Origin of the sequence: Thermomonas mangrovi (assembly GCF_028201335.1) — a bacterium.
GTDB classification, from domain to species: Bacteria; Pseudomonadota; Gammaproteobacteria; order Xanthomonadales; family Xanthomonadaceae; genus Thermomonas; species Thermomonas mangrovi.
Window position 1 is genome coordinate 352,833 of sequence record NZ_JAPEVV010000001.1, and the last position, 24,937, is coordinate 377,769.

21 protein-coding genes are annotated in these 24,937 nt (G+C 71.1%); 11 read left to right on the plus strand and 10 right to left on the minus strand.

Annotated elements, in window-relative coordinates:
- Window positions 1-5: 5 nt before the first annotated feature.
- Both ccmB and ccmA read right to left on the minus strand, forming a co-directional pair.
- Window positions 6-674: a heme exporter protein CcmB gene (gene ccmB, locus ON759_RS01760; RefSeq protein ID WP_271678626.1), complete on the minus strand. Its 669-nt coding sequence runs from the start codon at window positions 672-674 to the stop codon at window positions 6-8.
- A complete protein-coding gene (gene ccmA, locus ON759_RS01765; protein ID WP_271678627.1) occupies window positions 674-1,318 on the minus strand; it encodes a heme ABC exporter ATP-binding protein CcmA in 645 nt (214 codons plus the stop codon). The genes ccmB and ccmA overlap by 1 nt, the downstream gene beginning before the upstream one ends.
- A gap of 89 nt (window positions 1,319-1,407) precedes the next feature.
- Between ccmA and ON759_RS01770 the strand changes: the two genes are divergently transcribed.
- Window positions 1,408-2,556, plus strand: a complete 1,149-nt coding sequence (locus tag ON759_RS01770) for a pyridoxal phosphate-dependent aminotransferase (RefSeq protein WP_271678628.1) — start codon at window positions 1,408-1,410, stop codon at window positions 2,554-2,556.
- 8 nt (window positions 2,557-2,564) lie between these two features.
- A complete protein-coding gene (locus tag ON759_RS01775; RefSeq protein ID WP_271679010.1) occupies window positions 2,565-3,365 on the plus strand; it encodes an amidohydrolase in 801 nt (266 codons plus the stop codon).
- A gap of 9 nt (window positions 3,366-3,374) precedes the next feature.
- On the opposite strand, the gene ON759_RS01780 is transcribed toward ON759_RS01775, so the two are convergent.
- The 7 genes from ON759_RS01780 to ON759_RS01810 form a co-directional block, all read right to left on the minus strand.
- Window positions 3,375-5,393 carry a diguanylate cyclase domain-containing protein gene (locus ON759_RS01780; RefSeq protein WP_271678629.1) on the minus strand — a complete coding sequence of 673 codons (2,019 nt, stop codon included), beginning with the start codon at window positions 5,391-5,393 and terminating at the stop codon, window positions 3,375-3,377.
- Window positions 5,394-5,470: 77 nt separating this feature from the next.
- Entirely contained in the window at window positions 5,471-6,031 is a 561-nt protein-coding gene (locus ON759_RS01785; protein ID WP_271678630.1) for an NADPH-dependent FMN reductase, read from the minus strand.
- A 48-nt stretch (window positions 6,032-6,079) separates the two neighbouring features.
- A complete protein-coding gene (locus ON759_RS01790) occupies window positions 6,080-6,952 on the minus strand; it encodes a pirin family protein (RefSeq protein ID WP_271678631.1) in 873 nt (290 codons plus the stop codon).
- Window positions 6,953-7,092: 140 nt separating this feature from the next.
- Window positions 7,093-7,488 carry a hypothetical protein gene (locus ON759_RS01795; RefSeq protein ID WP_271678632.1) on the minus strand — a complete coding sequence of 132 codons (396 nt, stop codon included), beginning with the start codon at window positions 7,486-7,488 and terminating at the stop codon, window positions 7,093-7,095.
- Between the two features lie 5 nt (window positions 7,489-7,493).
- Complete coding sequence (locus ON759_RS01800; protein ID WP_271678633.1) at window positions 7,494-9,104, minus strand: pseudouridine synthase; 1,611 nt, start codon at window positions 9,102-9,104, stop codon at window positions 7,494-7,496.
- Window positions 9,094-9,840, minus strand: coding sequence for an SMC-Scp complex subunit ScpB (scpB, locus tag ON759_RS01805; RefSeq protein WP_271678634.1), 747 nt, complete (start codon window positions 9,838-9,840; stop codon window positions 9,094-9,096). The genes ON759_RS01800 and scpB overlap by 11 nt, the downstream gene beginning before the upstream one ends.
- Window positions 9,841-9,845: 5 nt before the next feature.
- Window positions 9,846-10,766 carry a segregation and condensation protein A gene (locus ON759_RS01810; protein WP_271678635.1) on the minus strand — a complete coding sequence of 307 codons (921 nt, stop codon included), beginning with the start codon at window positions 10,764-10,766 and terminating at the stop codon, window positions 9,846-9,848.
- Between the two features lie 289 nt (window positions 10,767-11,055).
- On the opposite strand from ON759_RS01810, the gene ON759_RS01815 reads away from it, so the two are divergent.
- The 9 genes from ON759_RS01815 (at window position 11,056) to gyrA (ending at window position 24,375) form a co-directional block, all read left to right on the plus strand.
- Window positions 11,056-11,355 carry a YciI family protein gene (locus tag ON759_RS01815; protein WP_271678636.1) on the plus strand — a complete coding sequence of 100 codons (300 nt, stop codon included), beginning with the start codon at window positions 11,056-11,058 and terminating at the stop codon, window positions 11,353-11,355.
- Complete coding sequence (locus tag ON759_RS01820; protein WP_425608423.1) at window positions 11,352-11,660, plus strand: BolA family protein; 309 nt, start codon at window positions 11,352-11,354, stop codon at window positions 11,658-11,660. Before ON759_RS01815 ends, ON759_RS01820 begins: the two co-directional genes overlap by 4 nt.
- Before the next feature lie 129 nt (window positions 11,661-11,789).
- The gene (gene smc / locus ON759_RS01825; RefSeq protein ID WP_271678637.1) at window positions 11,790-15,293 is read left to right on the plus strand and encodes a chromosome segregation protein SMC; all 3,504 of its coding nucleotides are present in this window, start codon (window positions 11,790-11,792) and stop codon (window positions 15,291-15,293) included.
- A 16-nt stretch (window positions 15,294-15,309) separates the two neighbouring features.
- Entirely contained in the window at window positions 15,310-16,023 is a 714-nt protein-coding gene (gene zipA / locus ON759_RS01830; RefSeq protein WP_271678638.1) for a cell division protein ZipA, read from the plus strand.
- Window positions 16,024-16,066: 43 nt separating this feature from the next.
- Window positions 16,067-18,415, plus strand: a complete 2,349-nt coding sequence (gene ligA / locus ON759_RS01835) for an NAD-dependent DNA ligase LigA (RefSeq protein ID WP_271679012.1) — start codon at window positions 16,067-16,069, stop codon at window positions 18,413-18,415.
- Between the two features lie 53 nt (window positions 18,416-18,468).
- A complete protein-coding gene (gene epmA, locus ON759_RS01840; RefSeq protein ID WP_271678639.1) occupies window positions 18,469-19,434 on the plus strand; it encodes an EF-P lysine aminoacylase EpmA in 966 nt (321 codons plus the stop codon).
- Window positions 19,435-19,555: 121 nt separating this feature from the next.
- Window positions 19,556-20,338, plus strand: coding sequence for a DUF3011 domain-containing protein (locus ON759_RS01845; protein WP_271678640.1), 783 nt, complete (start codon window positions 19,556-19,558; stop codon window positions 20,336-20,338).
- A gap of 81 nt (window positions 20,339-20,419) precedes the next feature.
- The gene (gene mtnA, locus ON759_RS01850; RefSeq protein ID WP_271678641.1) at window positions 20,420-21,487 is read left to right on the plus strand and encodes an S-methyl-5-thioribose-1-phosphate isomerase; all 1,068 of its coding nucleotides are present in this window, start codon (window positions 20,420-20,422) and stop codon (window positions 21,485-21,487) included.
- A 281-nt stretch (window positions 21,488-21,768) separates the two neighbouring features.
- Window positions 21,769-24,375: a DNA gyrase subunit A gene (gyrA, locus tag ON759_RS01855; protein ID WP_271678642.1), complete on the plus strand. Its 2,607-nt coding sequence runs from the start codon at window positions 21,769-21,771 to the stop codon at window positions 24,373-24,375.
- Between the two features lie 66 nt (window positions 24,376-24,441).
- Here the strand turns inward: gyrA and ON759_RS01860 are convergent, their stop codons facing one another.
- Window positions 24,442-24,927: a peroxiredoxin gene (locus ON759_RS01860; RefSeq protein WP_271678643.1), complete on the minus strand. Its 486-nt coding sequence runs from the start codon at window positions 24,925-24,927 to the stop codon at window positions 24,442-24,444.
- Window positions 24,928-24,937 lie beyond the last annotated feature (10 nt).

Genomic DNA, 24,937 nt, shown 5'->3' on the forward strand with positions numbered 1-24,937 from the left:
CCAACTCAAGCGTGGGCGATCCGGAGCGCGGCGGCGGCGACCGGCGGGCCCAGCACCAGCGACAGCACCAGGCCGGCGCCCAGCAGCAGCAGCGCGCCGACCGCATCGAGCCCCTGCGCGCTGGCCGCGACCGCGCCGGCGCCGAACACCAGCACCGGCACGTACAGCGGCAGGGCCAGCAGGGCCACCAGGATGCCGGCACGCCGCATGCCGACCGTGAGCGCGGCCACCACCGCGCCGAGCAGGCTGAGGATGGGCGTACCCAGCAGCAGCGAGGCCATCAGCACCGGCAACTGCGCGCGCGGCAGGTGCAGCAATTCGCCGAGCAGCGGCACGGCGACGATCACCGGCAGGGCGGTGGTCGCCCAGTGCATCGCGGTGCGCACCAGTACCAGCCACCATAGCGGGACCGGCGCCAGCATCCACTGCTCGAGCGAGCCGTCCTCGGCATCGCCGCGGAACAGGCTGTCCAGCGCCAGCAGGCCCGCCAGCAGCACCGCCAGCCACAGCACCGCGGAGGCCACCGGCGCCAGCGAGCGGGCATCGCCGCCGAGGCCCAGCGCGAACAGCACCACGGTGAGCAGGGCGAACAACGCCGGCTGCAGCGCGTCGCCGCGACGCGCCCATACCAGGCGCAGGTCGCGCACCACCAGCGCCCGGGCCGCGCGCAACATCACGCCGTCCCCCCGAGTTCCAGCAGTCGGGTCCGCACCGGCGGGGCCGCGTACGCGCCGTGGGTGGTGATCAGCGCCGCGCCGCCTTCGCGCAGGTGCGCCTGCACCATCCGGTTGACCAGGGTGATGCCTTCCAGGTCGAGGTTGGCGTAGGGCTCGTCGAGCAGCCACAGCGGGGCCGGCGACAGCCACAGCCGGGCCAGGCCGAGGCGCTTCTTCTGCCCGGCTGACAGCGTGCGCAGGGGCGCGTCCTCGTAGCCGGCCAGGCCGACGATCGCCATCGCCGCTTCCGCGGTCTGGCGCGGGCGCCGGCCATGCAGGCCGCACAGGAACTCGAGGTTGTGCAGGGCCGAGAGGTCGGCCTTCAGACCCGGCAGGTGGCCGAGGTAGGCGACGAAGCGCGCGCGCAGCTCCGGCCGCGCGGGCAGGCCATCGATCTCCATGTGCCCGGCATCCGGCCGCAGCAGGCCGGCCAGCACGCGCAGCAGGGTGGTCTTGCCGGCGCCGTTGCCGCCTTGCACCAGCAGCGCCTCATTGGCCTCGACCGCGAACGACAACGGCCCGAACACCGGGGTGTCGTTGCGCGAGAACGCCAGCCCGTCGACGGCAAGCAACGGACTGGCGTGGGTCTGGAGGTCGGGCATCGGGGCGCGATTCTACCGGCATGACGCGCGCCCGCTTCGCCGCCGCCGTCGATTCCGTACACTCGTGGCTTTCCCGCACGCCATTCCCGATGCGCATCGACACCAAGCTGCCGAAGGTCGGCACCACCATCTTCACCGTGATGTCGCAGCTCGCCGCCGAGCACGGCGCGGTCAACCTCGGCCAGGGCTTCCCCGACTTCCCGGTGCCCGAACGACTGGTCGACGCGCTGGGCCGGGCGATGCAGGCCGGGCACAACCAGTACGCGATGATGACCGGCATCCCCGCACTGCGCCGGGCGATCGCCGCCAAGACCTTGCGCTGCTACGGCTGGGCGCCGGATGCCGACACCGAGGTCACCGTCACCAGCGGCGCCACCGAGGCGATCTTCGATGCGATCCACGCGGTGGTCCGCGCGGGCGAGGAAGTCGTGGTGCTGGATCCCTGCTACGACTGCTACGAACCTGCGATCGAGCTGGCCGGCGCCACCGCGGTGCACGTGCCGCTGGACCCGGCCACGTTCGCGCCCGACTGGGACGCGGTGCGCGCGGCGATCACCCCGCGCACGCGGATGCTGATGATCAACAGCCCGCACAACCCGTCGGGGGCGATGCTGTCCGCCGCCGACCTCGACGAGGTCGCCGCCATCCTCGACGGCACCGACATCGTCCTGCTCAGCGACGAGGTTTACGAACACATCGTGTTCGACGGCGCGCGCCACGCCTCCGTGCTGGGACACCCGGCCTTGCGCGCGCGCGCCTTCGTGGTCTCCAGCTTCGGCAAGACCTACCACTGCACCGGCTGGAAGGTCGGTTACTGCATCGCGCCGGCGGCGCTGGGCGCGGAATTCCGCAAGGTCCACCAGTACAACGTGTTCTGCACCTTCGCCCCGGCGCAGCACGCCTTCGCGGAGATGATCGAGCAGGAACCCGGGCACTACGAAGGGCTCGGTGCGTTCTACCAGGCCAAGCGCGACCGCTTCCGCGACCAATTGCTGACCACCCGCCTGACGCCGCTGCCGGTGCCGGGCGGTTATTTCCAGCTGGTCGACTACAGCGCGGTCAGCGACCTCGACGACCTCGCGTTCTGCCGCTGGCTGACCATCGAGCACGGCGTCGCCGCGATCCCGCTGTCGCCGTTCTACGCGGATCCGCCGGCCGGCCAGCGCCTCGCCCGGCTGTGCTTCGCCAAGAACGACGCCACCCTGGACGCGGCCATCGAACGGCTGCAGCGGCTGTGAGCGCCTCGCTGCACAACCTGCGCGTCTCGATCGTGCAGGGCGAAACCCGCTGGCACGACCCCGCCGGCAACCGCGACCACTACGGCAGGCTGATGGCGCCGCTGCATGGCACCACCGACCTCGTCGTGCTGCCGGAGACCTTCACCAGCGGCTTCTCCAACAAGGCCATCGGCAACGCCGAAACCATGGATGGCCCGACCGTGGCATGGCTGCGCGAACAGGCCGCCAGGCTCGATGCCGCCGTCACCGGCAGCGTGCAGCTGCGCACGCCGGAAGGCGTGTTCAACCGCATGCTGTTCGCCACCCCGGACGGCGGCCTCGCGCATTACGACAAGCGTCACCTGTTCTCCTTCGCGAAGGAGCACGAACGCTATGCCGCCGGCGAGCAGCGGGTGGTGGTGGCGTGGAAGGGATGGCGGATCCTGCTGCAGGTCTGCTACGACCTGCGCTTCCCGGTGTTCTCGCGCAATCGCCACGACGCCACGCAGGCAGGGCAGGCCGACTACGACCTCGCCCTGTATGTCGCGAACTGGCCGTCGGCGCGCGCGTATCCGTGGAAGACCCTGCTGCGCGCGCGGGCGATCGAGAACCTGTGCTACGTGGTCGGCGTGAACCGCGTCGGCACCGACGGCAACGGCCTGCACTACAGCGGCGACAGCGCGGTGATCGACTTCCTCGGCCATCCGTTGAGCGAGGCCAGCGACGAAGAGGTGACCTCCACGATGCTGTTGCAGGCCGCGCCGCTGCTCGAGCATCGCGCGCGCTTCCCCGCCTTGCTGGACGCCGACGCCTTCGACCTGGCGCGCTGAGTCGGCGCGTCAGGCCGGGGCGCCGGCCTTGCCGCCGTAGACCACGCGATTGCGACCCGCGTGCTTGGCCCGGTACAGCGCCGCGTCCGCGTCCGCGAGCAAGGCGTCCAGGCCGTCGCCGGCGAAGGCGGTCGCCAGGCCGATGCTGACCGTCACCGGGATCGCCGCGCCCTCGAACACCACCGGCGCCGCGGCCAGCGTGGCGCGCAGGGCTTCCGCGATGGCGGCAGGCTCGCGCCCCGGGGCGCCATCCAGCACGACGATGAACTCCTCGCCGCCCCAGCGGCCGAGCAGGGCGCCGGCCGGCAACGCCTCGCGCATGCGTCGCGCCGCCTCGCACAGGACCGCGTCGCCGGCTTGGTGGCCATGGCTGTCGTTGATCCGCTTGAACTCGTCGAGGTCCAGCAGCATGACCGTCAGCGGATCGGGGATGCGCCCCAGCCGCTCGTCGAGCGCGCGCGTCGCCGCGTGGCGGTTGGCCAGTCCGGTCAGCGCATCGGTGTTGGCGACGCGCTGCAGTTCGTCGCGGCTCTCGCGCAGTTCGTTGCGGTGGCGCAGGGTGCTGCGATAGCGCGCGTACAGCAGCGCGGCGATCACCAGCACCGTGGCCAACCCGGCCAGCAGGACGATGAAGATCAGCCGCTGCCGGTTCAGGCGCAGCGCCTGGATCGCGTTGTCGCGCTGCAGGAGCTGCCGCTCGGCATCGGCGCGCTGGCGTTCGAGGCTGGATTCGAGCAGGGCGATGCGCCGCGCCGACACGTCGATCGCCAGTTCCTTGTCGAGTTTCTGGTGGGCCTTGCGCGTTTCGAAGGCGCTGGCCGCGTCGCCGGCGCGCAGCTGCAGTTCCGACAGCAGGTCGAGCATCGCGCGCTCGAGGATGCGGTCGCCGAGGTCGCGCACGTTCGCCAGCACGGTGCCGGCGTCCGCCAGCGCTTCGCGGGTGCGGTTGCGTGCGGCCAGCACGCGCAGCCGCGCGAGGTCGACCAGGGTGCGGTCGCGCACGGCGACGTCGTCGTAGGAGGCCATCGCCTTGCCGACCCAGGCCTCGGCCTCGTCGATCCGCCCCTGCAGCAGGCGCAGTTCGGCCATCCGGGTGAAGGCGTTGACCCGATTGGGCGGACTGCCGGAGGCCTCGGCCAGGCGCACCGCCTGCTCGCCGTGGTAGTCGGCCTGCTTCAGGTCCTCGAGTTTGGTGAACGCGCCGATCAGCTCGCCATGCAGCGCGATGGCCTCGCGGCGGTTGCGCTCCTCCACGTAGTCCAGCGCCTCGAGGAGGTAGCGGCTCGCCAGTTCCTCGTCGTCGAGGTTGCGGTAGAGCACGCCGAGCATGCGCAGGCTGCGCGCGGTCTCGGCCTTGTCGCCGGCCTTGCGCGACATCGCCAGCGCCTCGGTGTGCATGGCGACCGCATCCGAGAAGCGCCCGGTGCGCCCGTCGAGGTTGCCGATCGAGTTCAGCTCGCGCGCCTCCATCGACCGGTCGCCGAGGTCGTGGAACAGCGCCCGCGCCTGCAGGAACAGCGTGCGCGACGCCTCGAACTGCCCGAGCTTGCGCGCCAGCACGCCGCGTTCGTGCAGCCACAGCGCCCGCCAGCGCGGGTTGTCGGCGGACGCGACCAGCGCCTGCATCCGCGCGAGCACCGCCTCGGTGTCCTTCGAGCGCCCGCGGTTGACCAGGATGGTGGACAGCCGGAGCAGGGCCTCGAAGCGCAGGTCGGGGAGGTCCAGCGCGTCGGACTGGGCGATCGCCTGGTCGATCCCGGCGAGGGCCGCGTCTGCATGCTCCTGGTCGTTGGCGAATTCGGCTTCGGCCAATGTCGCCCAGGCACGGTACGCGGGCGTGGGTGCGGTCGCGCGCAGGCGTGCGGCCTGCGCTTCGAGTTGCGCGGCGGTGCGGGTCTGGTCGGCGCGCAGCGCGGCGATCGCCGCCGGTTCGCTGGGGTTGGCCGCCGGTGCCGCGAACGGCAGCAGCACGCCCAGCACGAGGACCGCGACGCCGCGCCGGACGAGGGCTTGCAGCAAGCGGTTCACGCGCGTCGGCCTGTCGGGGTCCGGGAGATGTCGCCCAGCATGCCAGAGCGGGTGCCCCGGGCGAAGCGGGGCGGGGCTCAGCCCCGCTTGCCGGCGACGTAGCCGGCGAAACCCTGCACGAAGGCGGCCAGCTGCGTGCGCAGCTTGTCGTCCACCAGCGCGCCCTCGGCGTCGAACAGGCTGCCGCTGCGCGACGCGAGCAGCCTGCCGCCGGCCCACAGGTCCACGCCCAGCGTCTTCAACACGGGCAGCCAGTGCGCCTGCGAGAGCACCGTGCCGAAGCCGCCCGGCGATGCCCCGGCCAGCGCGAACGGGCGCCCGCCGAACACCCGCGGGATGTCGTCCGCGGGGCGCGACAGCCAGTCGATCGCGTTCTTGAACACGCCGGGGATGCCGTTGTTGTATTCGGGCGTGACCAGCAGGACGCCGTCGCTGGCGACCAGGCGCGCCTTCAGGTCGGCCACCGCCGGGGGCAGGCCCTCGCGGGCCTCGAGGTCGGCGTCGTACAGCGGGATGCCGTGCAGGGTGGCGACTTCAACGGTGACGTCGTCACCGGACAGTGCGCTCGCGGCGCGCAGGAGCGCGGTGTTGTAGGAGCCTGCGCGCAGGCTGCCGGAAATGCCGAGCAGGTGGACCATGGGCGGCTCCGATGGCCCGGCGCGTGGCCGGGCCGCTGTGGGTGAGGATCAGGCCATGCGGCCGAACTTGCCGCCGTTGAAGTCGGCGATGGCCTGCATGATCTCCTGCTGCGAGGTCATCACGAACGGACCGTAGCCGACCACCGGCTCGTCGATCGGTTCGCCCGCCAGCAGCAGGACCTTGGCATCGCCATTGGCTTCGATCGTGAGGCCGCTGCCCGCGGTCGACAGCGTGGCCATTTGTGCCGGGCGCAGCACCGCCTCGCCGTTGACCTGCACGGTGCCGTCGAGCACCACCACCAGCGTGGTCCAGCCCTCCGGCTGCGGCATCGAGGCCGTCTTGCCCGCGCGCAGCTGCAGGTCCCAGACGTGGATCGGGGTGAAGGTGCGCGCCGGACCCGCGTGGCCCTCGTACTCGCCGGCGATCACCCGCAGGCTGCCGGCGTCGTCACCCAGCGCGACCTTCGGGATCTGCGCGTCGGTGATGCCCTGGTAACCGGCGGGTCCCAGCTTGTCCTTGCGCGGCAGGTTGACCCACAGCTGGACCATCTCGAACGGGCCGCCCTGGCGCGCGTAGGCGGTCGAGTGGAATTCCTCGTGCAGGATGCCGCCCGCGGCGGTCATCCACTGTACGTCGCCGGGGCCGATCACCCCGCCATTGCCGGCGGAATCGCGGTGCTCGACCTCGCCCGCGTAGACGATGGTGACGGTTTCGAAGCCGCGATGCGGATGCTGGCCGACGCCGCGCCGCTCGGTGGTGGGCTCGAAGCGGGTCGGTGCGGCGTAGTCGAGCATCAGGAACGGACTGCGCTCGGCGACGCCGCGCCCGCTGTAGCCGAACATGCCGTGGACCGGGAAGCCGTTGCCCACCCAGTGGCGCCCGGGGGCGCTGGTCACTTCGAGGACGGTCTTCATGCGCATGGGATCGCTCCATTCGACCGGCGGTGCGCCGGGGTCATGGCCTGCATCATGGATTCGATGCATCCGTGATGCTAGTCCATCTGAAAGTCACGAATCGTTCCACATGCAGAACGATCGGGCAGATCGACGCCGCGCGAGGATTACTTGGTGAAGCTGATCTCCAGCGACATGTGGAAGCCGTCGCGGGGCGGCGTGAACACGGTCTTGCCGCGCACGTAGCGCTGCAGGCAGATCGCCAGCGGCGAGCTGCCCTGGCGCCAGGTGTCGCGGACCTGGCCCGCGGCATCGAGGCGCATGACGATGGTGAAGGCGGTGAAGTCCTTCTGCGGCTTGCCGAGCGAGCACTCGACGACGCCCGCATTGAGCAGGCGCGCCTGCGCGGCGCGCATCGCCTCGTGCGCCGGGCCGACCAGGGTCTTCTCGTCGGCGTCGGCCAGGCGCTTGGCGTCCACGTACTCCACGACCGGCACGGCCACGGCCGGCGAGGCTTGCGGCGCCGCCAGCAGGCCAAGCGCGAGGGCGAGCGTCGCCGTCATCGCGATCAGCGCGGCCCGTTGCCGCGCGGGCCACGGCCACGGCCCGGGCCATTCCCGCCCGGACGCGGACCACGCGGTCCGGGGTTCGGACGGTTGCCGCCCGGGCGCGGGCCACGCGGGCGATCGCCCGGGCTGCCGTGCTGGCCGTAGGGGTTGAAACCGCCGCCATGGGCGTGGTCGGACGGGAAGTGGGGGGCATTCCCCGGATGGCCGTAGGGCTTGGCCTGGCGTTGCGGGCGGGCATCGCCGGCGGTGCCGCCGAAACCGCCCTCACGGCGGGGACCGCGTTCGCCCTGCGGGCGCGGGCCGCGGTTGTCGCCGTAGGGACGCGGACCGCCGGGACCGCGACCACCGGCGGGTCGGCCGGCACCGGGCGCATTGCCATACGGCTTGCGCGGGCCGCGCGCACCATCGGGGTTGCGATGCCCGCTGGGGCCGGTGTCCACCCCGTCCGGCACGTACCAGGTGCGCATCGCGGCGGGATTGTCGCCGCGCTGTTCGCCGGGCTTCATTCGCTGCCCCTGCGCGCGCGGACCTTTTGGCTTGAACGTCTTGTGCGCCTGCTTGGCCGCGGCCTCGCCGCTGACCGTCAGGCCGCCATGCGGCTTGCGCGGCCCGCCGCGGCGGTTGCGGTCCTCGCGGACGTGGTCGAAGCGGCGCAGTTCGCGGCCTTCGTCGGCGGTGCTGTGCCCGCCCACGTAGCCATGCCCGCGGGCATTGCCGGCGACCACGGTCTTGCCGGCCTTGCGCTGGCCCAGCACCGGCATCAGCGTCAGCGCGGACGGCGCGCCATCCTCCAGCCCGACCGCCTTGCGCAGCGCGTCGACCTCGGCTTGGGGCAACTCCTGCGCCTGACCGCGCAGCAGCGGCTGCGGCAGGCGCACCTCGCCGTAGCGGATGCGCTTGAGGCGACTGACCTGGCAGCCCTGCGACTCCCACAGGCGGCGCACCTCGCGGTTGCGGCCCTCCTTGAGCAGCACGCGGAACCAGTCGTGGGAGTCGGTGCCGCCGATGCGCTCGATCTCGTCGAACTTGGCCGGGCCGTCGTCGAGGGCCACGCCGCGCGCCAGCCGGTCGACGATCTTGTCGCTGACCACGTCCTCGCCCTCCGGGGCGCGCACGCGGCAGACGTATTCGCGCGCGACCTCGAAGCTCGGGTGCATCATCGCGTTGGCCAGCTCGCCGTCGGTGGTGAGCAGCAGCAGGCCGGTGGTGTTGATGTCGAGGCGGCCGATCGCGATCCAGCGCGCGCCCTTCAGCACGGGCAGGGCCTCGAAGATCGTCGGGCGGCCCTCGGGATCCTCGCGGGTGGTGACCTCGCCCTCGGGCTTGTTGTACATCAGCACGCGCGCCGGGTCGGTCAGCGCGCTGGCGACGAAGGTCTTGCCATCCAGTTCGATCTTGTCGCCGCCGGTCACGCTCATGCCGGTGCGCGCGGTCTCGCCATTGACCTTGACCAGGCCTTCGGCGATGCGCTGCTCGAGCGCGCGGCGCGAGCCCAGCCCGGCCTGCGCGAGCACCTTGTGCAGGCGCTCCTCGATGCGCGGGGCCTCGGCTTCTGGCGTGCCCTTGGCCTTCAGGCTCAACGGGCGGCGGGTCGATTCGTTATTGCTCATTTTTGTGCTCCGACGATGCGGCGTCCGCGTCGTCTCCGGTGGTGTCTTGGTTGACAGAAGTGGGGTCAGGGTCGACTTCTGCAGTGGATTCGTCGTGTTCGGCGTGATCAGGGCCAGACGTCGACTCTGATCCCAGTTCCGGCTCGGCGGCCGCGCTTGCCGCGCCCACCGGGATCGCCGGCGCGAACGGCAGTTGCGGTTCCAGCTCGCCGATGTCCTTGAGTTCCGACAGCGGCGGCAGTTCGTCGAGGCGCTTCAGCCCGAAGTAGTCGAGGAAGGCCCGGGTGGTCGCCAGCAGCTCCGGCTTGCCGGGGACGTCGCGATGCCCGACGACGCGGATCCAGTCGCGTTCCTCGAGCGCCTTGATGATGCTGCTGTTCACCGCGACGCCGCGGATCTGCTCGATCTCGCCGCGGGTGATCGGCTGCCGGTAGGCGATCAGCGCCAGGGTCTCCAGGGTGGCGCGGGTGTACTTGGTCTGGCGTTCGGTCCACAGGCGCGCCACCCACGGGTGGACGTCGGCCTTGACCTGGAAGCGCCAGCCGCTGGCCACTTCGACGAGCTCGACGCCGCGCTCGGCGCAGGCCGCCTGCAGGTCCGCCAGCGCGGTTTCGATGCTGTCGTCCGGCGCCGGTTCGTCCAGCGGGAACAGGCCCTTGAGCTGGACCAGCGTCAGCGGCTGGTGTGCCGCGAGCAGGGCGGCTTCGACGATGCGGGTGACGAGTGGTTGATCCATGCGGCTCAGTCGTTGGAGTCGTTGGCGGCGTCGTCGTCGAATTCGCTCGGGAGCGCGACGACGGCCGGGGTGCCCTCGGCCGAGGCCAGGGATTTGACGTAGATCGGTGCCAGCGGCGCTTCCTGCACGATGTCGACCAGCTGCTCCTTGGCCAGGGTCAGCAGGCCGAGGAAGGTCACCACCACGCCGAGCCGGCCTTCCTCGACCGTGAACAGCGATTCGAAGCGGTGGAACGCGCCATCGGCCATGCGCTCCAGCAACTCGCCCATGCGCTGGCGGACGCTGAGCGCATCGCGCTTGATCGCATGCTGGGTGAACAGCTCGGCGCGCTTGAGCACGTCGTGCAGGGCCAGCAGCATCTCCTTCATGTCGACCGGCGGCGGCAAGCGCACCGCAGCGCGGTCGGGCACGTAGGCGGCGACCACCGTGGTGTCGCGCTCCTGCCGTGGCAGGGTGTCCAGGTCCTCGGCGGCCTTCTTGTAGCGCTCGTACTCCTGCAGGCGGCGCACCAGGTCGGCGCGCGGATCCTCCTCCAGGCCTTCCTCGCTGGGCGGGCGCGGCAACAGCATGCGCGACTTGATCTCGGCCAGGATCGCGGCCATGACCAGGTACTCCGCGGCCAGCTCGAAGCGCATCTCGTGCATGGCCTGGATGTAGTCCACGTACTGCCGGGTGATCTCGGCGACGGGGATGTCGAGGATGTCCAGGTTCTGCCGGCGGATCAGGTACAGCAGCAGGTCCAGCGGTCCCTCGAACGCGTCGAGGATGACCTCGAGCGCATCCGGCGGGATGTAGAGGTCCTTCGGGATCTCCAGCACCGGCTGGCCGAGCACCGTCGCCAGCGGCATTTCCTGCTGCTGCGGACGGGCATTCGCGTTTTGGGCGGGTGCATCGGCCGCGGGGGCGATGCCGGTTTCGGATGTCATCGGTTGCGGCCCCCTCCGGGCCACAGCATGTCGCAGGGGCCGCATGCGGCCGGGGGCACATCGGTGAGGCGGATTGCCCACGCCATGCCGGCCGGGTGCGCCCCGAGGGGTGCGTGGAGGCGGGTGGCGAGGAAGGCCGGGTCGGCGGGCGCGGCGGGGCGTGGGGTGCCGGCGTTGCGCGGGGCCGCGGGACCGGGCCCGAAGCGATGCGCGAAGGGTACGGCCTCGCGGCGGGGCTGTCCACTGCGCGGCCTACAATGCGCGGCGACGGTTCAGACGGGAGTGCGCCATGTGGTACGCGATCGAAGGCTACGACGGCAGCGACGTGCTGCCCAAGCGGATGGCGGCGCGGCCTGCCCACCTGGCCCGGCTACAGGCCCTGCGCGACGCGGGCCGCCTGTTGGTGGCGGGGCCATGCCCGGCGATTGATGCCGAGGATCCGGGACCGGCCGGCTTCAGCGGCAGCCTGGTCATCGCCGAGTTCGCCTCGCTCGAGGAGGCGCGGGCGTGGGCGGATGCCGACCCCTACGTGGAAGCCGGGGTGTATGCGCGGGTCGAGGTCAGGCCCTTCCGCAAGGTCTTGCCGTGAGCGGCGCGACCGAGGCCGACATCCCGCGGCTGAACCCGCAGCGGGTCGCGCGCATTCGTGCCCTGCTCGGCGAGGCGCTGCAACCGCAGCGGCTGGAAGTCGCCGACGACAGCCACAAGCACGCCGGACATGCGGGCGCGCGGGGCGGGCAAGGGCACTTCAGCGTGGACATCGTGAGCACGGCCTTCGCCGGCAAGTTGCCGCTGGCCCGGCACCGGATGGTGTACGCCGCGCTGGGCAGCATGATGGAGGACGACATCCATGCGCTGGCGATCCGGGCGCGGACGCCCGACGAACTGGTATAGCCCGGATATACTCCGGGATCGACATCCGATGTCGAGGCGTTCCCCTCTATAAAAATCAGATATTTAGGGGATGTAATCCATCTTGTTCGTGAAGTGGCGCCGTGGCGCCGCCGGGGTCCGTCGACGCGCATGCGCCTGTCCACCATCAAGCTGTCCGGCTTCAAGTCCTTCGTCGATCCGACCACGCTGCACCTGCCGACCAACATGACCGGCATCGTCGGTCCCAACGGCTGCGGCAAGTCCAACATCATCGACGCGATCCGCTGGGTGATGGGCGAGAGCGCGGCCAGCCGCCTGCGCGGCGATTCGCTGACCGACGTGATCTTCTCCGGGAGCTCGGCGCGCAAGCCGGTGTCGCAGGCTTCGGTGGAGCTGGTGTTCGACAACAGCGACCACGCGATCACCGGTGAGTACGCCGCGTTCAACGAAATTTCGGTCAAGCGTACCGTCGGCCGCGACGGCCAGAGCAGCTACTACCTCAACGGCGGCAAATGCCGGCGTCGCGACATCACGGACCTGTTCCTCGGCACCGGCCTGGGCCCGCGCAGCTACTCGATCATCGAGCAGGGCATGATCAGCCAGGTCATCGAGGCGCGCCCGGAGGAACTGCGGGTGTACCTGGAGGAGGCCGCCGGCATCTCCAAGTACAAGGAGCGGCGCAAGGAGACGGAGACCCGGATCCGCCATACCCGCGAGAACCTGGACCGCCTCAACGACCTCCGCGAGGAAGTCGGCAAGCAGTTGCAGCACCTGGCCCGCCAGGCCCGCCAGGCCGAGCAGTACAGCGCGATCCAGGCCGAGCGCCGGGTCAAGGATGCCGAGTGGAAGGCGCTGGAGTTCCGCGCGCTGGACGCCCGCCTGCAGGCGCTGCGCGAGCGATTGGCGCGCGAGGAGACCCGGCTCGAGCAGCTGGTCGCCGAGCAACGCGAAGCCGAGCGCGAGCTGGAGACCGGCCGCGCGCGCCGCGAGACCGCCAGCGAGTCGTTGAATGCCGCGCAGGCGGCGGTGTACCAGGTCGGCAGCACGCTGGCCCGGGTCGAGCAGCAGATCGCCCACCAGCGCGAGCTCGCGGTGCGCCTGCAGCGGGCCCGCGACGAAGCGCAGTCGGCGCTGGCCGAGCTGGGCTCGCACATCAGCGACGACCAGCAGAAGCTGACGGTGTTGCGCGAGGCGCTGGACGAGGCCGAGCCGCGGCTGGAACTGCTGCAGGAGCAGGACCTGCTGCGCCAGGACGCATGGCGCGAGGCCGAGGCGGCGCTGGCCGACTGGCAGCAGCGCTGGGACGCGCACAGCCGCGAGCAGGCCGAGGCGGCGCGCGCGGGCGACGTGGAGCGCACCCGCATCGAACACCTGGATCGCCAGGTGCTGGACGCCGATCGCCGCCGCGAACAGTTGCAGGCCGAGCGCGCGGGGCTGGACCTCGACACGCTGGCGGATGCGTTCGAGCAGTTGCAGGTCCAGCACGACACCCAGAAGGAGACGCTGGAGACGCTGGCGGAGCAGGTCGAGGCCCGCAAGCAGGCCAGCGCCGACGTGCAGGAGCGGCAGCGGGCAACCCAGTCCGAGCTGGCCGAACTGCGCAAGCAGGCGCAGGCCGCCCGCGGCCGCCTGTCGTCGCTGGAGGCCTTGCAGCACGCCGCGCTCGGGCAGGAACAGGGGGCCGCGGCCGACTGGCTGCGGGCGCGTGGCCTGGACGACGCGGCCCGCGTCGGCGAGCGCCTGCAGGTCGACGCCGGCTGGGAGAACGCGGTCGAAGGCGCCTTGGGCCAGTTGATCGAAGCGGTGATCGTCGAGGCCCCGGGACACTTGGTCGAGGCGCTGGGCGAGCTCGGCGACGGGCGCCTGGCGCTGGTGGCGGCGGGCGAGGACGATGCCGATTATCCGGCGACGTCGCTGGCCGCCCGCGTGCGCGGCCCGCGCGCGATCCGCCGCCTGTTGGCCCGCCTGCACGCGGCCGAGGACCTTGCAGAAGCCCGCGCGTTGCAGGCGCGGCTGGGCGAGGGCGAGTCGGTCGTCACCCGCGCCGGCGAGCGCCTGGGCGACGGCTGGGTGCGGGTCAGCCGCTCCGGTGCCGCCAAGCAGGGCGCGTTGCTGCGCGAGAAGGAAATCCAGTCGCTGCGCGCCGACATCGAGGCGCATGCCGAGCGCGAGCGCGCGCTCGACGCCTTGCTGGTGCAGCTGCGCGACCAGGCCCTGGTCGCCGAGCAGCAGCGCGAGGATGCGCAGCGGCAGATGTACATGGGCCACCGCGGCGTGTCCGAACTGGCGGGGCAGTTGCAGGGACAGCGCGGCAAGCTGGAGTCGGCGCGGGTACGCATCGAGCGCATCGACGCCGAGCTGGGCCAGTTGGCCGGCGCGCTGGACGCCGCCCGCGGGCAGGCACGCGAGGCACGCCAGCGGGTCGAGGACGCGGTCGCGCGGATGGCCGAGCTGGAAGCCGCGCGCCAGGGACTGGATGGCGAACGCCGGCAACTCGCGGATGCCCGCGAGGCCGCCCGCAATGCCGCGCGCGAATCCCGCGACGCTGCGCATGCGCTGGCGCTCACGCTCGAGTCGCAGCGGGTGCAGGTGGTGGCGCTGTCGCAGGCGCTGGAGCGCATGGGCGGGCAACGCGGGCAACTGGATTCGCGCCTGGGTGAACTCGCCGCGCAGTTGTCCGAGGGCGATGCGCCGGTGCAGGCGCTGGAGCAAGAGCGGCAGGCGGCGTTGTCGGAACGCGTGCGGACCGATCGCGCGTTGGCCGAGGCGCGATCGCTGCTGGAAGGCATCGACAACGATTTGCGCCAGCACGAACAGGTGCGCCAACAGCGCGATGCGCAGTCACTGGAGCAGCGCGAGGCGATCGGCCAGCGCCGGCTGGACCTGCAGGCCCTGGCCCTGAAGGCGGAGCAGTTCGCCGCGGCGGTGGTCGAGGCGGGCTTCGTCATGGACGACGTGGTCAACAGCCTGCCCGAGGACGCCGATGCGGCGGCCTGGGAGCGCACGGTGGCCGAACTGGATGGGCGCATGCGGCGGCTGGAGCCGGTCAACCTGGCGGCCATCGCCGAACACGCCGAGGCCGCGCAGCGCAAGGAATACCTGGACGCGCAGGATGCCGACCTGACCGCTGCGCTGGAGACGCTGGAAGAGGCGATCCGCAAGATCGACCGCGAGACCCGCGGCCGCTTCAAGGACACCTTCGACCGCGTCAACGCCGGCGTGCAGGAACTGTACCCGCGCCTGTTCGGCGGCGGCCACGCCTACCTCGAGCTCACCGGCGAGGACCTGCTGGATACCGGCGTGTCGATCATGGCGCGCCCGCCCGGCAAGCGGGTGTCGAACATCTCGCTGCTGTCCGGCGGCGAGAAGGCGATGACCGCGGTGGCGCTGGTGTTCGCGATCTTCCGCCTCAACCCCGCGCCGTTCTGCCTGCTCGACGAGGTGGACGCACCGCTGGACGAGGCCAATGTGGGCCGGTTCACCGCGATGGTCAGCGAGATGAGCGAGGCGGTACAGTTCCTGTTCGTGACCCACAACAAGGCGACGATGGAAGCGGCCCAGCAGTTGTCGGGCGTGACCATGCGCGAACCCGGCGTGAGCCGGCTCGTCTCGGTGGACCTGGCGGAGGCCGCGCGCCTCGCCGGTGCCGCCTGAACCCGGAGGAAGCCTGATGTCCGACACCCTGTTGCTGCGCATCGGCATCGCGGTGGCGCTGTCGCTCTTGTTCGGCGCGATCATCTACTTCGGCCGCGGCCGCAAGGGCGGGCAGGGCCGGCGCGTCGCCCGCGGGCGCGAGGAACCGGCCTCAGGCCGGGTCGAGCCGAGCCTCGGCGAACAACTGGCGGACAGCTGGGGGCAGGCCCCGGCGCAGCAGGAAGAGCTGGCGCTGGATGCGCGCCCGCACGCCGAACTCGGCAAGCGGGTGTCGGACGACTTCGACCGCATCGTCTCGCTGTACGTCGCCGCCAAGGCCGGCAGCAAGCTGCGCGGGCAGGACATCGTGGTCGCCGCCGAGAAGGCGGGCCTGACCTTCGGGCATATGGACGTGTTCCACCGGCTGGTGGACGGCAAGCCGGAACTCGGCCCGATCTTCAGCGTCGCCAACATCATCAAGCCCGGCAGCTTCGACATGGCGCGCATCGCCGAGGTCGAGACCCCGGCGATCGCGTTCTTCCTGACCCTGCCGGCGCCCGTGCCGGCCCTGGACGCGTGGGAAACCATGGAACCCGCGGCGCAGCGCATGGCCGACCTGCTCGACGGGGTGGTGCTGGACCAGGAGCGCAACGCGCTCGGGCGCCAGCGCATCCAGCACATCCGCGAGGAACTGCGGCACTACGACCGCCAGAACGCCGCGCCGCCGCTGAGCAAGCCGACGCGCTGGTGATACGCCGCGCGCGGCTTGGGGGCAGGGGGCCACGCAGGCGACAATCCGCGCCATGACCGATACCGCCGCGCGCATCGCCGAACTCCGCCGCCGCATCGAGGATGCCAACCGGCGTTACCACGAGCTCGACGATCCGGACCTGACCGACGCCGACTACGACGCGCTGGTACGCGAACTCGAGGCGCTGGAACGCGCGCATCCCGAACTCGCCGACGCGGCCTCGCCGACCACCAAGGTGGGCGCGGCGCCTTCCGGCCGCTTCGCGCAGGTCGCCCATGCGGTGCCGATGCTGTCGCTGGGCAACGCCTTCAGCGACGAGGAGGTGGCCGATTTCGTCCGCCGCATCGGCGAACGCCTGGATCGCGACGACCTGGTGTTCTCCGCCGAGCCCAAGCTGGACGGGTTGGCGATCAGCCTGCGCTACGAGGACGGCGTGTTCGTGCAGGGCGCGACCCGCGGCGATGGCGCCACCGGCGAGGACGTGACCGCCAACCTGCGCACGATCCCGGTCATCCCGCACAGGCTCGAAGGCGAAGGCTGGCCGGCGGTACTAGAGGTGCGCGGCGAGGTCTACATGGCGCGCGCCGACTTCGAGCGCTGGAACGAGCACGCGCGCCTGCACGGCGGCAAGGTGCTGGCGAATCCGCGCAACGGCGCCGCCGGTTCGCTGCGCCAGCAGGATCCTGCGGTGACCGCACAGCGCCCGCTCAGTTTCTTCGCCTACGGGATCGGGCTGGTCGAGGACGGCACGCTGCCCGATACGCATTCGGCCATGCTGGCGCAGCTGCGCGGCTGGGGCCTGCCGGTCAGCGACCTGGCCACCGTCGTGCATGGCTTCGATGGCCTGCTCGGCTACTACCGACGGATCGGCGCGGCCCGCGATGGACTGGCCTTCGACATCGACGGCGTGGTCTACAAGCTCGACGACCTCGCCGGCCAGCGCGAGATGGGCTTCGTCTCGCGCGCGCCGCGCTGGGCCATCGCGCACAAGTTCCCGGCGCAGGAGCAGGCGACGCTGCTGGAATCGATCGAAGTCAACGTCGGCCGCACCGGCGCGGTCACGCCGTGGGCGCTGATGCGGCCGGTGCAGGTCGGCGGCGTCACCGTCACCCGCGCGACGCTGCACAACGCCGACCACGTGGCCCGGCTCGACGTGCGCGCCGGCGATACCGTGATCGTCCGCCGCGCCGGCGATGTCATCCCCGAAGTCGTGCAGGTGGTGCTGGACCGCCGCCCGCCCGGCACCCAGCCGTGGGCGATGCCCGCCGCCTGCCCGGTGTGCGGCGCGGAGCTGGTGCGCGAAGAGGGCGCCGCGGTCTGGCGTTGCTCCGGTGGCCTGAGTTGCCCGGCGCAGCGCGTGCAGGCGGTGTTCCATTTCGCCTCGCGGCGGGCGATGGACATCGACGGCCTCGGCGAGCGCTACATCGAATCGCTGGTGGACTTCGGCTACCTGCGCGACGTATCCGACCTGTACCGGCTGACCCTCGACGACCTGCTGGACATGAAGCGCCGCGCGGACGAGCGCGATGGCACCGTGCCGGAGACCGTGAAGGCCGGCAAGGTGGCGACCAGGTGGGCGGACAACCTGCTCGAGGCGATCGACCGCAGCCGCGACACCACGCTGGCGCGCTTCCTGTTCGCGCTGGGCATCGAGCATGTCGGCGAAAGCACGGCGAAAGCGCTGGCGAATTGGTTCGGCGACCTGGCGCTCATCCGCCACCTGCCGTGGCCGCTGTTCAAGCGCGTGCCCGACATCGGCGGCGAGGTCGCCCGCGCGATCGGGCACTTCCTTGACCAGCCCGGCAACCAGCAGGTGGTCGACCGCCTGCTCGCGCGTGGCGTGCGCATCGGCGATGCGCATGCGCCCAACCCCGCGTTGCGCGAAGGCCTGGACCTGGCAACGTTGCTGGTCGACCTCGAGATCCCGAAGGTCACCGCGATCCGTGCGGCGCAGCTCGGCGCGGCCTTCGTCGATGCACAGGCGTTGCTGGACGCGCCCGGGCACGCCCTGGTCGCCGCCGGCTTGCCTGCGGACAGCGCCAATGCCCTGGTGGCGTGGCTGGAGGTCGAGGCCAACGCCGGCCTCCTGGTGCGCAGCGCGCAGGCACAGGCCGACCTGCGCGAGCGCCTGCCGGCAGCGGCGGAGCGCCCCGCGGGACCGTTGGAGGGCAAGACCGTGGTGCTGACCGGAACGCTGTCCTCGATGGGTCGCGACGAGGCGAAGGACAGGCTGGAAGCCCTGGGCGCGAAGGCCGCCGGCAGCGTGTCGAAGAAGACCTCGTTCGTGGTCGCCGGCGAGGCCGCGGGCTCCAAGCTGGCGAAGGCCGAGGAGCTCGGCATCGAGGTCTGGGACGAGGCGCGCCTGCTGGCTTTCCTGGCCGAACACGCATGAAGTTCGCCCCGGGTCCGGGATGGCGGGGGGATGTGGCGGCCGATGCGGACTGGATGCCGTCCGCACCGCGCGACGCGCTGCGCCTGCGCGCTTGGGTGAACCGGCTGGTGCGCGAATTCTTCCACGCGCGCGACGTGCTCGAGGTGGAGACGCCGGTGCTGTCGGTGGCCGGCAACACCGACCCGAACATTGCCTCGTTCTCGCTGGAATTCTCCGGACGCACCGACGGCGCACCGCGCACGCGCTGGCTGCGCACCTCGCCGGAGTTCGCGCTGAAGCGCCTGCTCGCGGCGGGCGTGGGCGATTGCTACGAACTCGGGCGGGTGTTCCGCGATGGCGAGGCCGGTGGTCGCCACAACCCGGAGTTCACGATGCTGGAGTGGTACCGCGTCGGGTGGGACCACCAGCGCCTGATCGGCGAGGTCGCGGAGCTCGTGCAAGCCGCGTTGGCGCTGGTCGGGCGCACGGTGCGGCTGCGCGTGGTCGGCTATCGCCAGCTTTACCGGGACGCCCTGGGCGTGGATCCGTTCACCGCCGGCATCGACAGCCTGCGCGCGGCGCTCGGCGAGGTGCAGGTGGATCCGGCGGGGCTGGGGCGCGACGACTGGCTGGACCTGCTGATGACCCATCGCCTGCAGCCGGGCTTCGATCCCGGGGAGTTGTTGGCGGTCGTGGACTACCCGGCCTCGCAATGCGCCCTTGCGCGGCTGCGCCCGACCGGCGATGGGCATGCCGTCGCCGAACGCTTCGAGGCCTACCTCGGACCGATCGAACTCGCCAACGGTTATCACGAGCTGCTGGATGCGGGCGAACAGACTGACCGGTTCGCCCGCGACGCCGATGTGCGGCGCATGCGCGGTGATGACGTGCCGCCCCACGACGCACGCCTGCTGGCGGCGCTTGCGGCGGGGATGCCGGCCTGCGCCGGCGTGGCGATGGGCATCGATCGCCTGCTGATGGCGATGCTCGCCGCCCCACGGATCCGCGACATCACCGCGTTCGACTTTTCCCGCGCCTGAATGGCATGCTGAACCCGCGGCATCCGCCGGGAGCCCGGGCGGCGATCTTCGCCCGGAGTTCATCGGCGATGCCTAGAGTGCAGGGGCGAGGACGGCCCGCCCGGGCCGAGGGAGAACGACGATGCGCAAGCGCAGTTGGGTGATGGGGGCCGCCGCGTTGGCGGTGGCCGCGTGGGCGATGCCGGCGGCCGCGCAGTATTACGGCGGCCAGGGCTACGACGGCTACGGCGGGCGCATCGTCCGCTGCGAGTCCAATGATGGCCGCGTGCGCGAGTGCGCCACCGGCGGCGGGCGGGTGGTGCTGGAGCGCCAGCACTCGCAATCGCCCTGCATCGAGGGACGTTCGTGGGGCTACGCACGCAGCGGCGTGTGGGTCGCGCAGGGTTGCCGCGCCGACTTCCGCGTGATCGACGGCGGCTACGGCGACGACCGTTACGGCAATGGCTACGGCTACGGCTACGGGAACCAGGGCTATGGCGGCGGCTACGGGTATGGCAACACCGTGCGCTGCGAGTCCAACGATGGCCGCCTGCGCCGCTGCAGCCTGAACGGGCAGGGGCGTGCGGAGCTGGTTCGCCAGCTGTCGCGCTCGATGTGCATCGAGGGGCGCAGCTGGGGTTCCGACTACGGCAGCGTGTGGGTCTCGCAGGGCTGTCGCGCCGAGTTCGCGGTGCGTCGCGGCTACGGCGGCTGGAACGACTCCCGCTACGGCTACGGCGGCCGCGTGTTCCGTTGCGAATCGCACGACGACCGCGTGCGCGAGTGCGCCGTGAACACCCGTGCGGGGGTGCAGCTGGTGCGCCAGCTGTCCGATTCGCCGTGCATCCAGGGCCGCAGTTGGGGCTATGGCCGCAACGGCATCTGGGTGTCGAACGGCTGCCGCGCCGAATTCCGCAGCTACTGACGTCCGAACCCCTGTGTCACCGACCGGCGCCTGAGGGCGCCGGTCGTATTTGCGGCCGTTGCGATGGCCGATAATGCAGGCATGGACATCCTCGACGACGCTTTCGATTTCGACCGCTACGACCACGTGCGCCCGATCCGCTGGACCGGCGATGCGCTGGAACTGCTGGACCAGCGCCACCTGCCGTTCGAGGTCGGGTACGCGGCCTGCCGCGACAGCGATGAGGTCGCCGCGGCCATCCATGCGCTGACCGTGCGTGGCGCACCTGCGATCGGCATCGCCGCGGCTTGGGGCGTGGTGCTCGCGGCACGCACGATCGAGGCCGGCGATGGCGCCGCGGCGCTCCATGCCCTGCAGCCGGCGCTCGAGCGGCTGAACGCCGCTCGTCCCACTGCGGTAAACCTCGCCTGGGCGCTGGCGCGCATGCGGCGCGTCCTGGCCGGCGCGGGCACGGGCTGGCGCGACGCGCTCGAACGCGAGGCGCGCGCGATCGAGGCGGAGGACCTCGCGGCCAACCGGCGCATGGGTGCGGCGGGCGCCGCGCTGATCGCGCCCGGCAGCGGCGTGCTGACCCACTGCAACACCGGCTCGCTGGCGACGGCGGGCTTCGGGACCGCGCTCGGGGTGATCCGCGCCGGCGTGGCGCAGGGCAGGATCGCGCGGGTCTTCGCCGGCGAGACGCGGCCGTGGAACCAGGGCGCGCGCCTGACGGTGTGGGAGCTGCACCAGGACGGCATCGAGGCCACCCTGATCGCCGACTCCGCCGCGGCGCACCTGATGAAGACCGGCCGCGTGCAATGGGTGGTGGTCGGCGCCGACCGCATCTGCGCGAACGGTGACACCGCCAACAAGATCGGCACCTACCAGCTGGCGATCGCCGCGCGCCACCACGGCGTGAAATTCATGGTGGTCGCGCCCTCGTCCACGGTGGACATGGACACCGCCAGCGGCGAGCTGATCGAGATCGAGGAGCGTGATCCCGCCGAGCTGCTGGCCTTCCGCGGCACGCGCACGGTGGCCGAAGGCGTCGACGCCTGGAACCCGGTGTTCGACGTCACCCCGCACGCGCTGATCGACGCGATCGTCACCGAGCGGGGCGTGGTCGAGCGCCCGGACGTGGACCGCATGCGGGCGGTGTTCGGCCGCTGACGCGGCGCTCGTCCACCGCGTCATCGAGGCCTCGATGACGCGTGCTCGGGGACGAAATTCCGGGCGCTCGGTTCCCGCCTGCGGACGGATCGCGGAAGCGCGCCGGCGAAGGCCCCGGAAAAGCCACGTAACCCGTTGTTTCTTGGTCGGAATCCGGGGTGCGGGAAGGTGTGCCGGATGCTACAATTTCATGTTGCTGAAACTCCCCCGTAAATGCCGTCGCGGACGCCCGTCCGCGCGGCCTGCGCGGGCATCGAACACCGCATCGACATGGACACCTGATGGCCGACCTCGCCAAGGAAATCATCCCCGTCAACCTGGAAGACGAGATGCGGCGGAGCTACCTCGATTACGCGATGAGCGTGATCGTGGGACGCGCGCTCCCGGATGTCCGCGACGGCCTCAAGCCGGTCCATCGGCGCGTCCTGTTCGCGATGAACGAGCTTGGCGCGCACAGCAACAAGCCTTACTACAAGTCGGCGCGCATCGTCGGCGACGTGATCGGCAAGTACCACCCGCACGGCGACAACGCGGTGTACGACACCCTGGTGCGCATGGCGCAGCCGTTCTCGCTGCGCTACCTGCTGGTGGACGGGCAGGGCAACTTCGGTTCGATCGACGGCGACAATGCCGCGGCGATGCGTTACACCGAGGCGCGCATGTCGCGCATCAGCCACGAGCTGATGGCCGACATCGACAAGGACACGGTCGACTTCCAACCGAATTACGACGAGAAGGAACTCGAGCCCACGGTCATGCCGACCCGGGTCCCGAACCTGCTGGTGAACGGCTCGGCCGGCATCGCGGTGGGCATGGCCACCAACATCCCGCCGCACAACCTCAACGAGGTGGTCGAGGCGCTGCTGGCGCTGATCGACGACCCGCAGATCGACATCGACGGCCTGATGGAGCACATCCCGGGCCCGGATTTCCCCACCGCCGGCATCATCAATGGCGTGGGCGGCATCCAGCTGGCCTACCGGACCGGGCGCGGCCGCGTGCGCATGCGCGCGAAGGCGGACGTCGAGGTGGCCGACAACGGCCGCGAGGCGATCGTCGTCACCGAGATCCCGTACCAGGTCAACAAGGCGCGGCTGATCGAGAAGATCGCCGAGCTGGTCAAGGAGAAGAAGCTCGAGGGGATCAGCGAGCTGCGCGACGAGTCCGACAAGGACGGCATGCGCATCTACATCGAGGTCAAGCGCGGGGAGTCGGCCGAGGTCGTGCTCAACAACCTGTACGCGCAGACGCAGATGGAGTCGGTGTTCGGCATCAACATGGTGGCGCTGGTCGATGGCCGCCCGCAGTTGCTGAACCTCAAGCAGATCCTGGAGGCCTTCGTCCGCCACCGCCGCGAGGTGGTGACCCGCCGCACGATCTTCGAACTGCGCAAGGCCCGCAACCGCGCCCACATCCTCGAGGGCCTGACCGTCGCGCTGGCCAACATCGACGCGATGATCGAGCTGATCAAGACCTCGGCCAACCCGAACGAGGCGCGCGAGCGCATGCTGGCGCGGACCTGGGAGCCGGGCCTGGTCGGCAGCCTGCTCGCCGCGGCGGGCGCGGAGGCCTCGCGCCCCGAGGACCTGCCGGCGGGCGTGGGCCTGGTCGAGGGCGGCTACCAGCTGACCGAGGTGCAGGCCCAGCAGATCCTGGAGATGCGCCTGCACCGCCTGACCGGCCTGGAGCAGGAGAAGCTGACCGAGGAATACCGCCAGCTGCTGGAGGAGATCCGCGGCCTGATCCGCATCCTGGAGGAGCCGGACGTCCTGCTCGACGTGATCCGCACCGAGCTGCGCAACCTCAAGGAAGAATTCGGCGACGCCAGGCGTTCGGAGATCCGCGCCAGCGAGGAAGACCTCGACATCCTCGACCTGATCGCGCCGGAAGACGTGGTCGTCACGCTGTCGCACGCCGGTTATGCCAAGCGGCAGCCGGCGACGACCTACCGCGCGCAGCGCCGTGGCGGCAAGGGCCGCAATGCGGCCGCGACCAAGGACGAGGATTTCATCGACCAGCTGTGGCTGGTCAACACCCACGACACCCTGCTGACCTTCACCAGCGCCGGGCGCGTGTTCTGGTTGCCGGTGCACCAGCTGCCCGACGCCGGCCCGAACGCGCGCGGCCGCCCGATCATCAACTGGATCCCGCTGACCGAGGGCGAGAAGGTGCAGGCGGTGCTGCCGGTGCGCGCCTACGACGAGGGCAAGTTCGTGTTCTTCGCCACCGCCCACGGCACGGTGAAGAAGACCGCGTTGACCGAGTTCGCGTTCCGACTGTCGCGCGGCAAGATCGCGATCAACCTGGACGAAGGCGATGCGCTGGTCGGCGCCGCGCTCACCGACGGCGAGTGCGACATCATGCTGTTCGCCAGCAACGGCAAGGCGGTGCGCTTCGACGAGGGCAGCGTGCGCGCCATGGGCCGCACCGCTACCGGCGTGCGCGGCATGCGCCTGGCGCCGGGCGAGGAGGTGCGCAGCCTGATCGTGATCGACGGCCAGGGCGACATCCTCACCGCCAGCGAGCGCGGCTTCGGCAAGCGCACCGAGGTGGCCGAGTTCCCGAAGAAGGGCCGCGGCACGCAGGGCGTCATCGCGTTGAAGACCACCGAGCGCAACGGCCAGCTGGTCGGCGCGATCCAGCTGTCCGACCACCACGACGTGCTGCTGATCTCCGACGGCGGCACGCTGGTGCGCACGCCGGCGGCGGACATCGCCCAGGTCGGCCGCAACACGCAGGGCGTGACCCTGATGCGCCTGGCTGCGGATGAAACCCTGCAGGCGATCGAGCGGCTGGATGCCACCCTGGATCGCGAGGCGGAAGACGCCGGCGCCGATGCGGCGGTGGCGGTCGAAGGCGACGTGGCTGCCAGCCCGCCGCAGGCCTGAGTTGCCGATCGCTATCAGCGAAAACGCCCGGCGCAAGCCGGGCGTTTCGTTTTGCGGGCCAAGATGTCAGTCGGCCGGCAGGGCCTCGAGCACGTGTTCCGCCGACGACACCCGGAACTCGCCCGGGGCCTCGACGAACAACTGCCGGACCACGCCGTTCTCGGCATACAGGGCGAAGCGCTTGCTGCGCAGGCCCATGCCGTAGCCGCTGGCATCCATCTGCAGGCCGAGCGCGCGGGTGAAGTCGCCGTTGCCGTCGGCCAGCATGCGCAGGCCCGGCGGCACGTGCTGGCTCTCGCCCCAGGCCTGCATCACGAACGGATCGTTGACCGCCATGCAGGCGACTTCGATGCCGCGCTCGCGGAACGCATCGAAGTGTTCGACGAAGCCGGGAAGGTGGCGTTCGGAGCAGGTGGGGGTGAAGGCGCCGGGGACGGCGAACAGGACCATCTTGCGTCCCTCGAACAGGGTGGGCGTGTCGATCTTCTTGACCCCCTCGTCGATGTGCTGGAGCACGGCCTCGGGGATGCGGTCGCCGATCTGGATGGTCATCGTGCTTGCC

Excerpts from the sequence above, each read along its gene's own strand:
- ON759_RS01800 (WP_271678633.1), bottom strand. The coding sequence starts at position 9,104 with ATGAGCAATAACGAATCGACCCGCCGCCCGTTGAGCCTGAAGGCCAAG.
- ON759_RS01815 (WP_271678636.1), top strand. The coding sequence starts at position 11,056 with ATGTGGTACGCGATCGAAGGCTACGACGGCAGCGACGTGCTGCCCAAG.
- epmA (WP_271678639.1), top strand. The coding sequence starts at position 18,469 with ATGCCGTCCGCACCGCGCGACGCGCTGCGCCTGCGCGCTTGGGTGAAC.
- ON759_RS01860 (WP_271678643.1), bottom strand. The coding sequence starts at position 24,927 with ATGACCATCCAGATCGGCGACCGCATCCCCGAGGCCGTGCTCCAGCAC.
- mtnA (WP_271678641.1), top strand. The coding sequence starts at position 20,420 with ATGGACATCCTCGACGACGCTTTCGATTTCGACCGCTACGACCACGTG.
- ccmB (WP_271678626.1), bottom strand. The coding sequence starts at position 674 with ATGTTGCGCGCGGCCCGGGCGCTGGTGGTGCGCGACCTGCGCCTGGTA.
- ON759_RS01810 (WP_271678635.1), bottom strand. The coding sequence starts at position 10,766 with ATGACATCCGAAACCGGCATCGCCCCCGCGGCCGATGCACCCGCCCAA.
- scpB (WP_271678634.1), bottom strand. The coding sequence starts at position 9,840 with ATGGATCAACCACTCGTCACCCGCATCGTCGAAGCCGCCCTGCTCGCG.
- gyrA (WP_271678642.1), top strand. The coding sequence starts at position 21,769 with ATGGCCGACCTCGCCAAGGAAATCATCCCCGTCAACCTGGAAGACGAG.
- ON759_RS01770 (WP_271678628.1), top strand. The coding sequence starts at position 1,408 with ATGCGCATCGACACCAAGCTGCCGAAGGTCGGCACCACCATCTTCACC.
- smc (WP_271678637.1), top strand. The coding sequence starts at position 11,790 with ATGCGCCTGTCCACCATCAAGCTGTCCGGCTTCAAGTCCTTCGTCGAT.
- ON759_RS01845 (WP_271678640.1), top strand. The coding sequence starts at position 19,556 with ATGCGCAAGCGCAGTTGGGTGATGGGGGCCGCCGCGTTGGCGGTGGCC.
- zipA (WP_271678638.1), top strand. The coding sequence starts at position 15,310 with ATGTCCGACACCCTGTTGCTGCGCATCGGCATCGCGGTGGCGCTGTCG.
- ccmA (WP_271678627.1), bottom strand. The coding sequence starts at position 1,318 with ATGCCCGACCTCCAGACCCACGCCAGTCCGTTGCTTGCCGTCGACGGG.
- ON759_RS01795 (WP_271678632.1), bottom strand. The coding sequence starts at position 7,488 with ATGACGGCGACGCTCGCCCTCGCGCTTGGCCTGCTGGCGGCGCCGCAA.
- ON759_RS01790 (WP_271678631.1), bottom strand. The coding sequence starts at position 6,952 with ATGCGCATGAAGACCGTCCTCGAAGTGACCAGCGCCCCCGGGCGCCAC.
- ON759_RS01785 (WP_271678630.1), bottom strand. The coding sequence starts at position 6,031 with ATGGTCCACCTGCTCGGCATTTCCGGCAGCCTGCGCGCAGGCTCCTAC.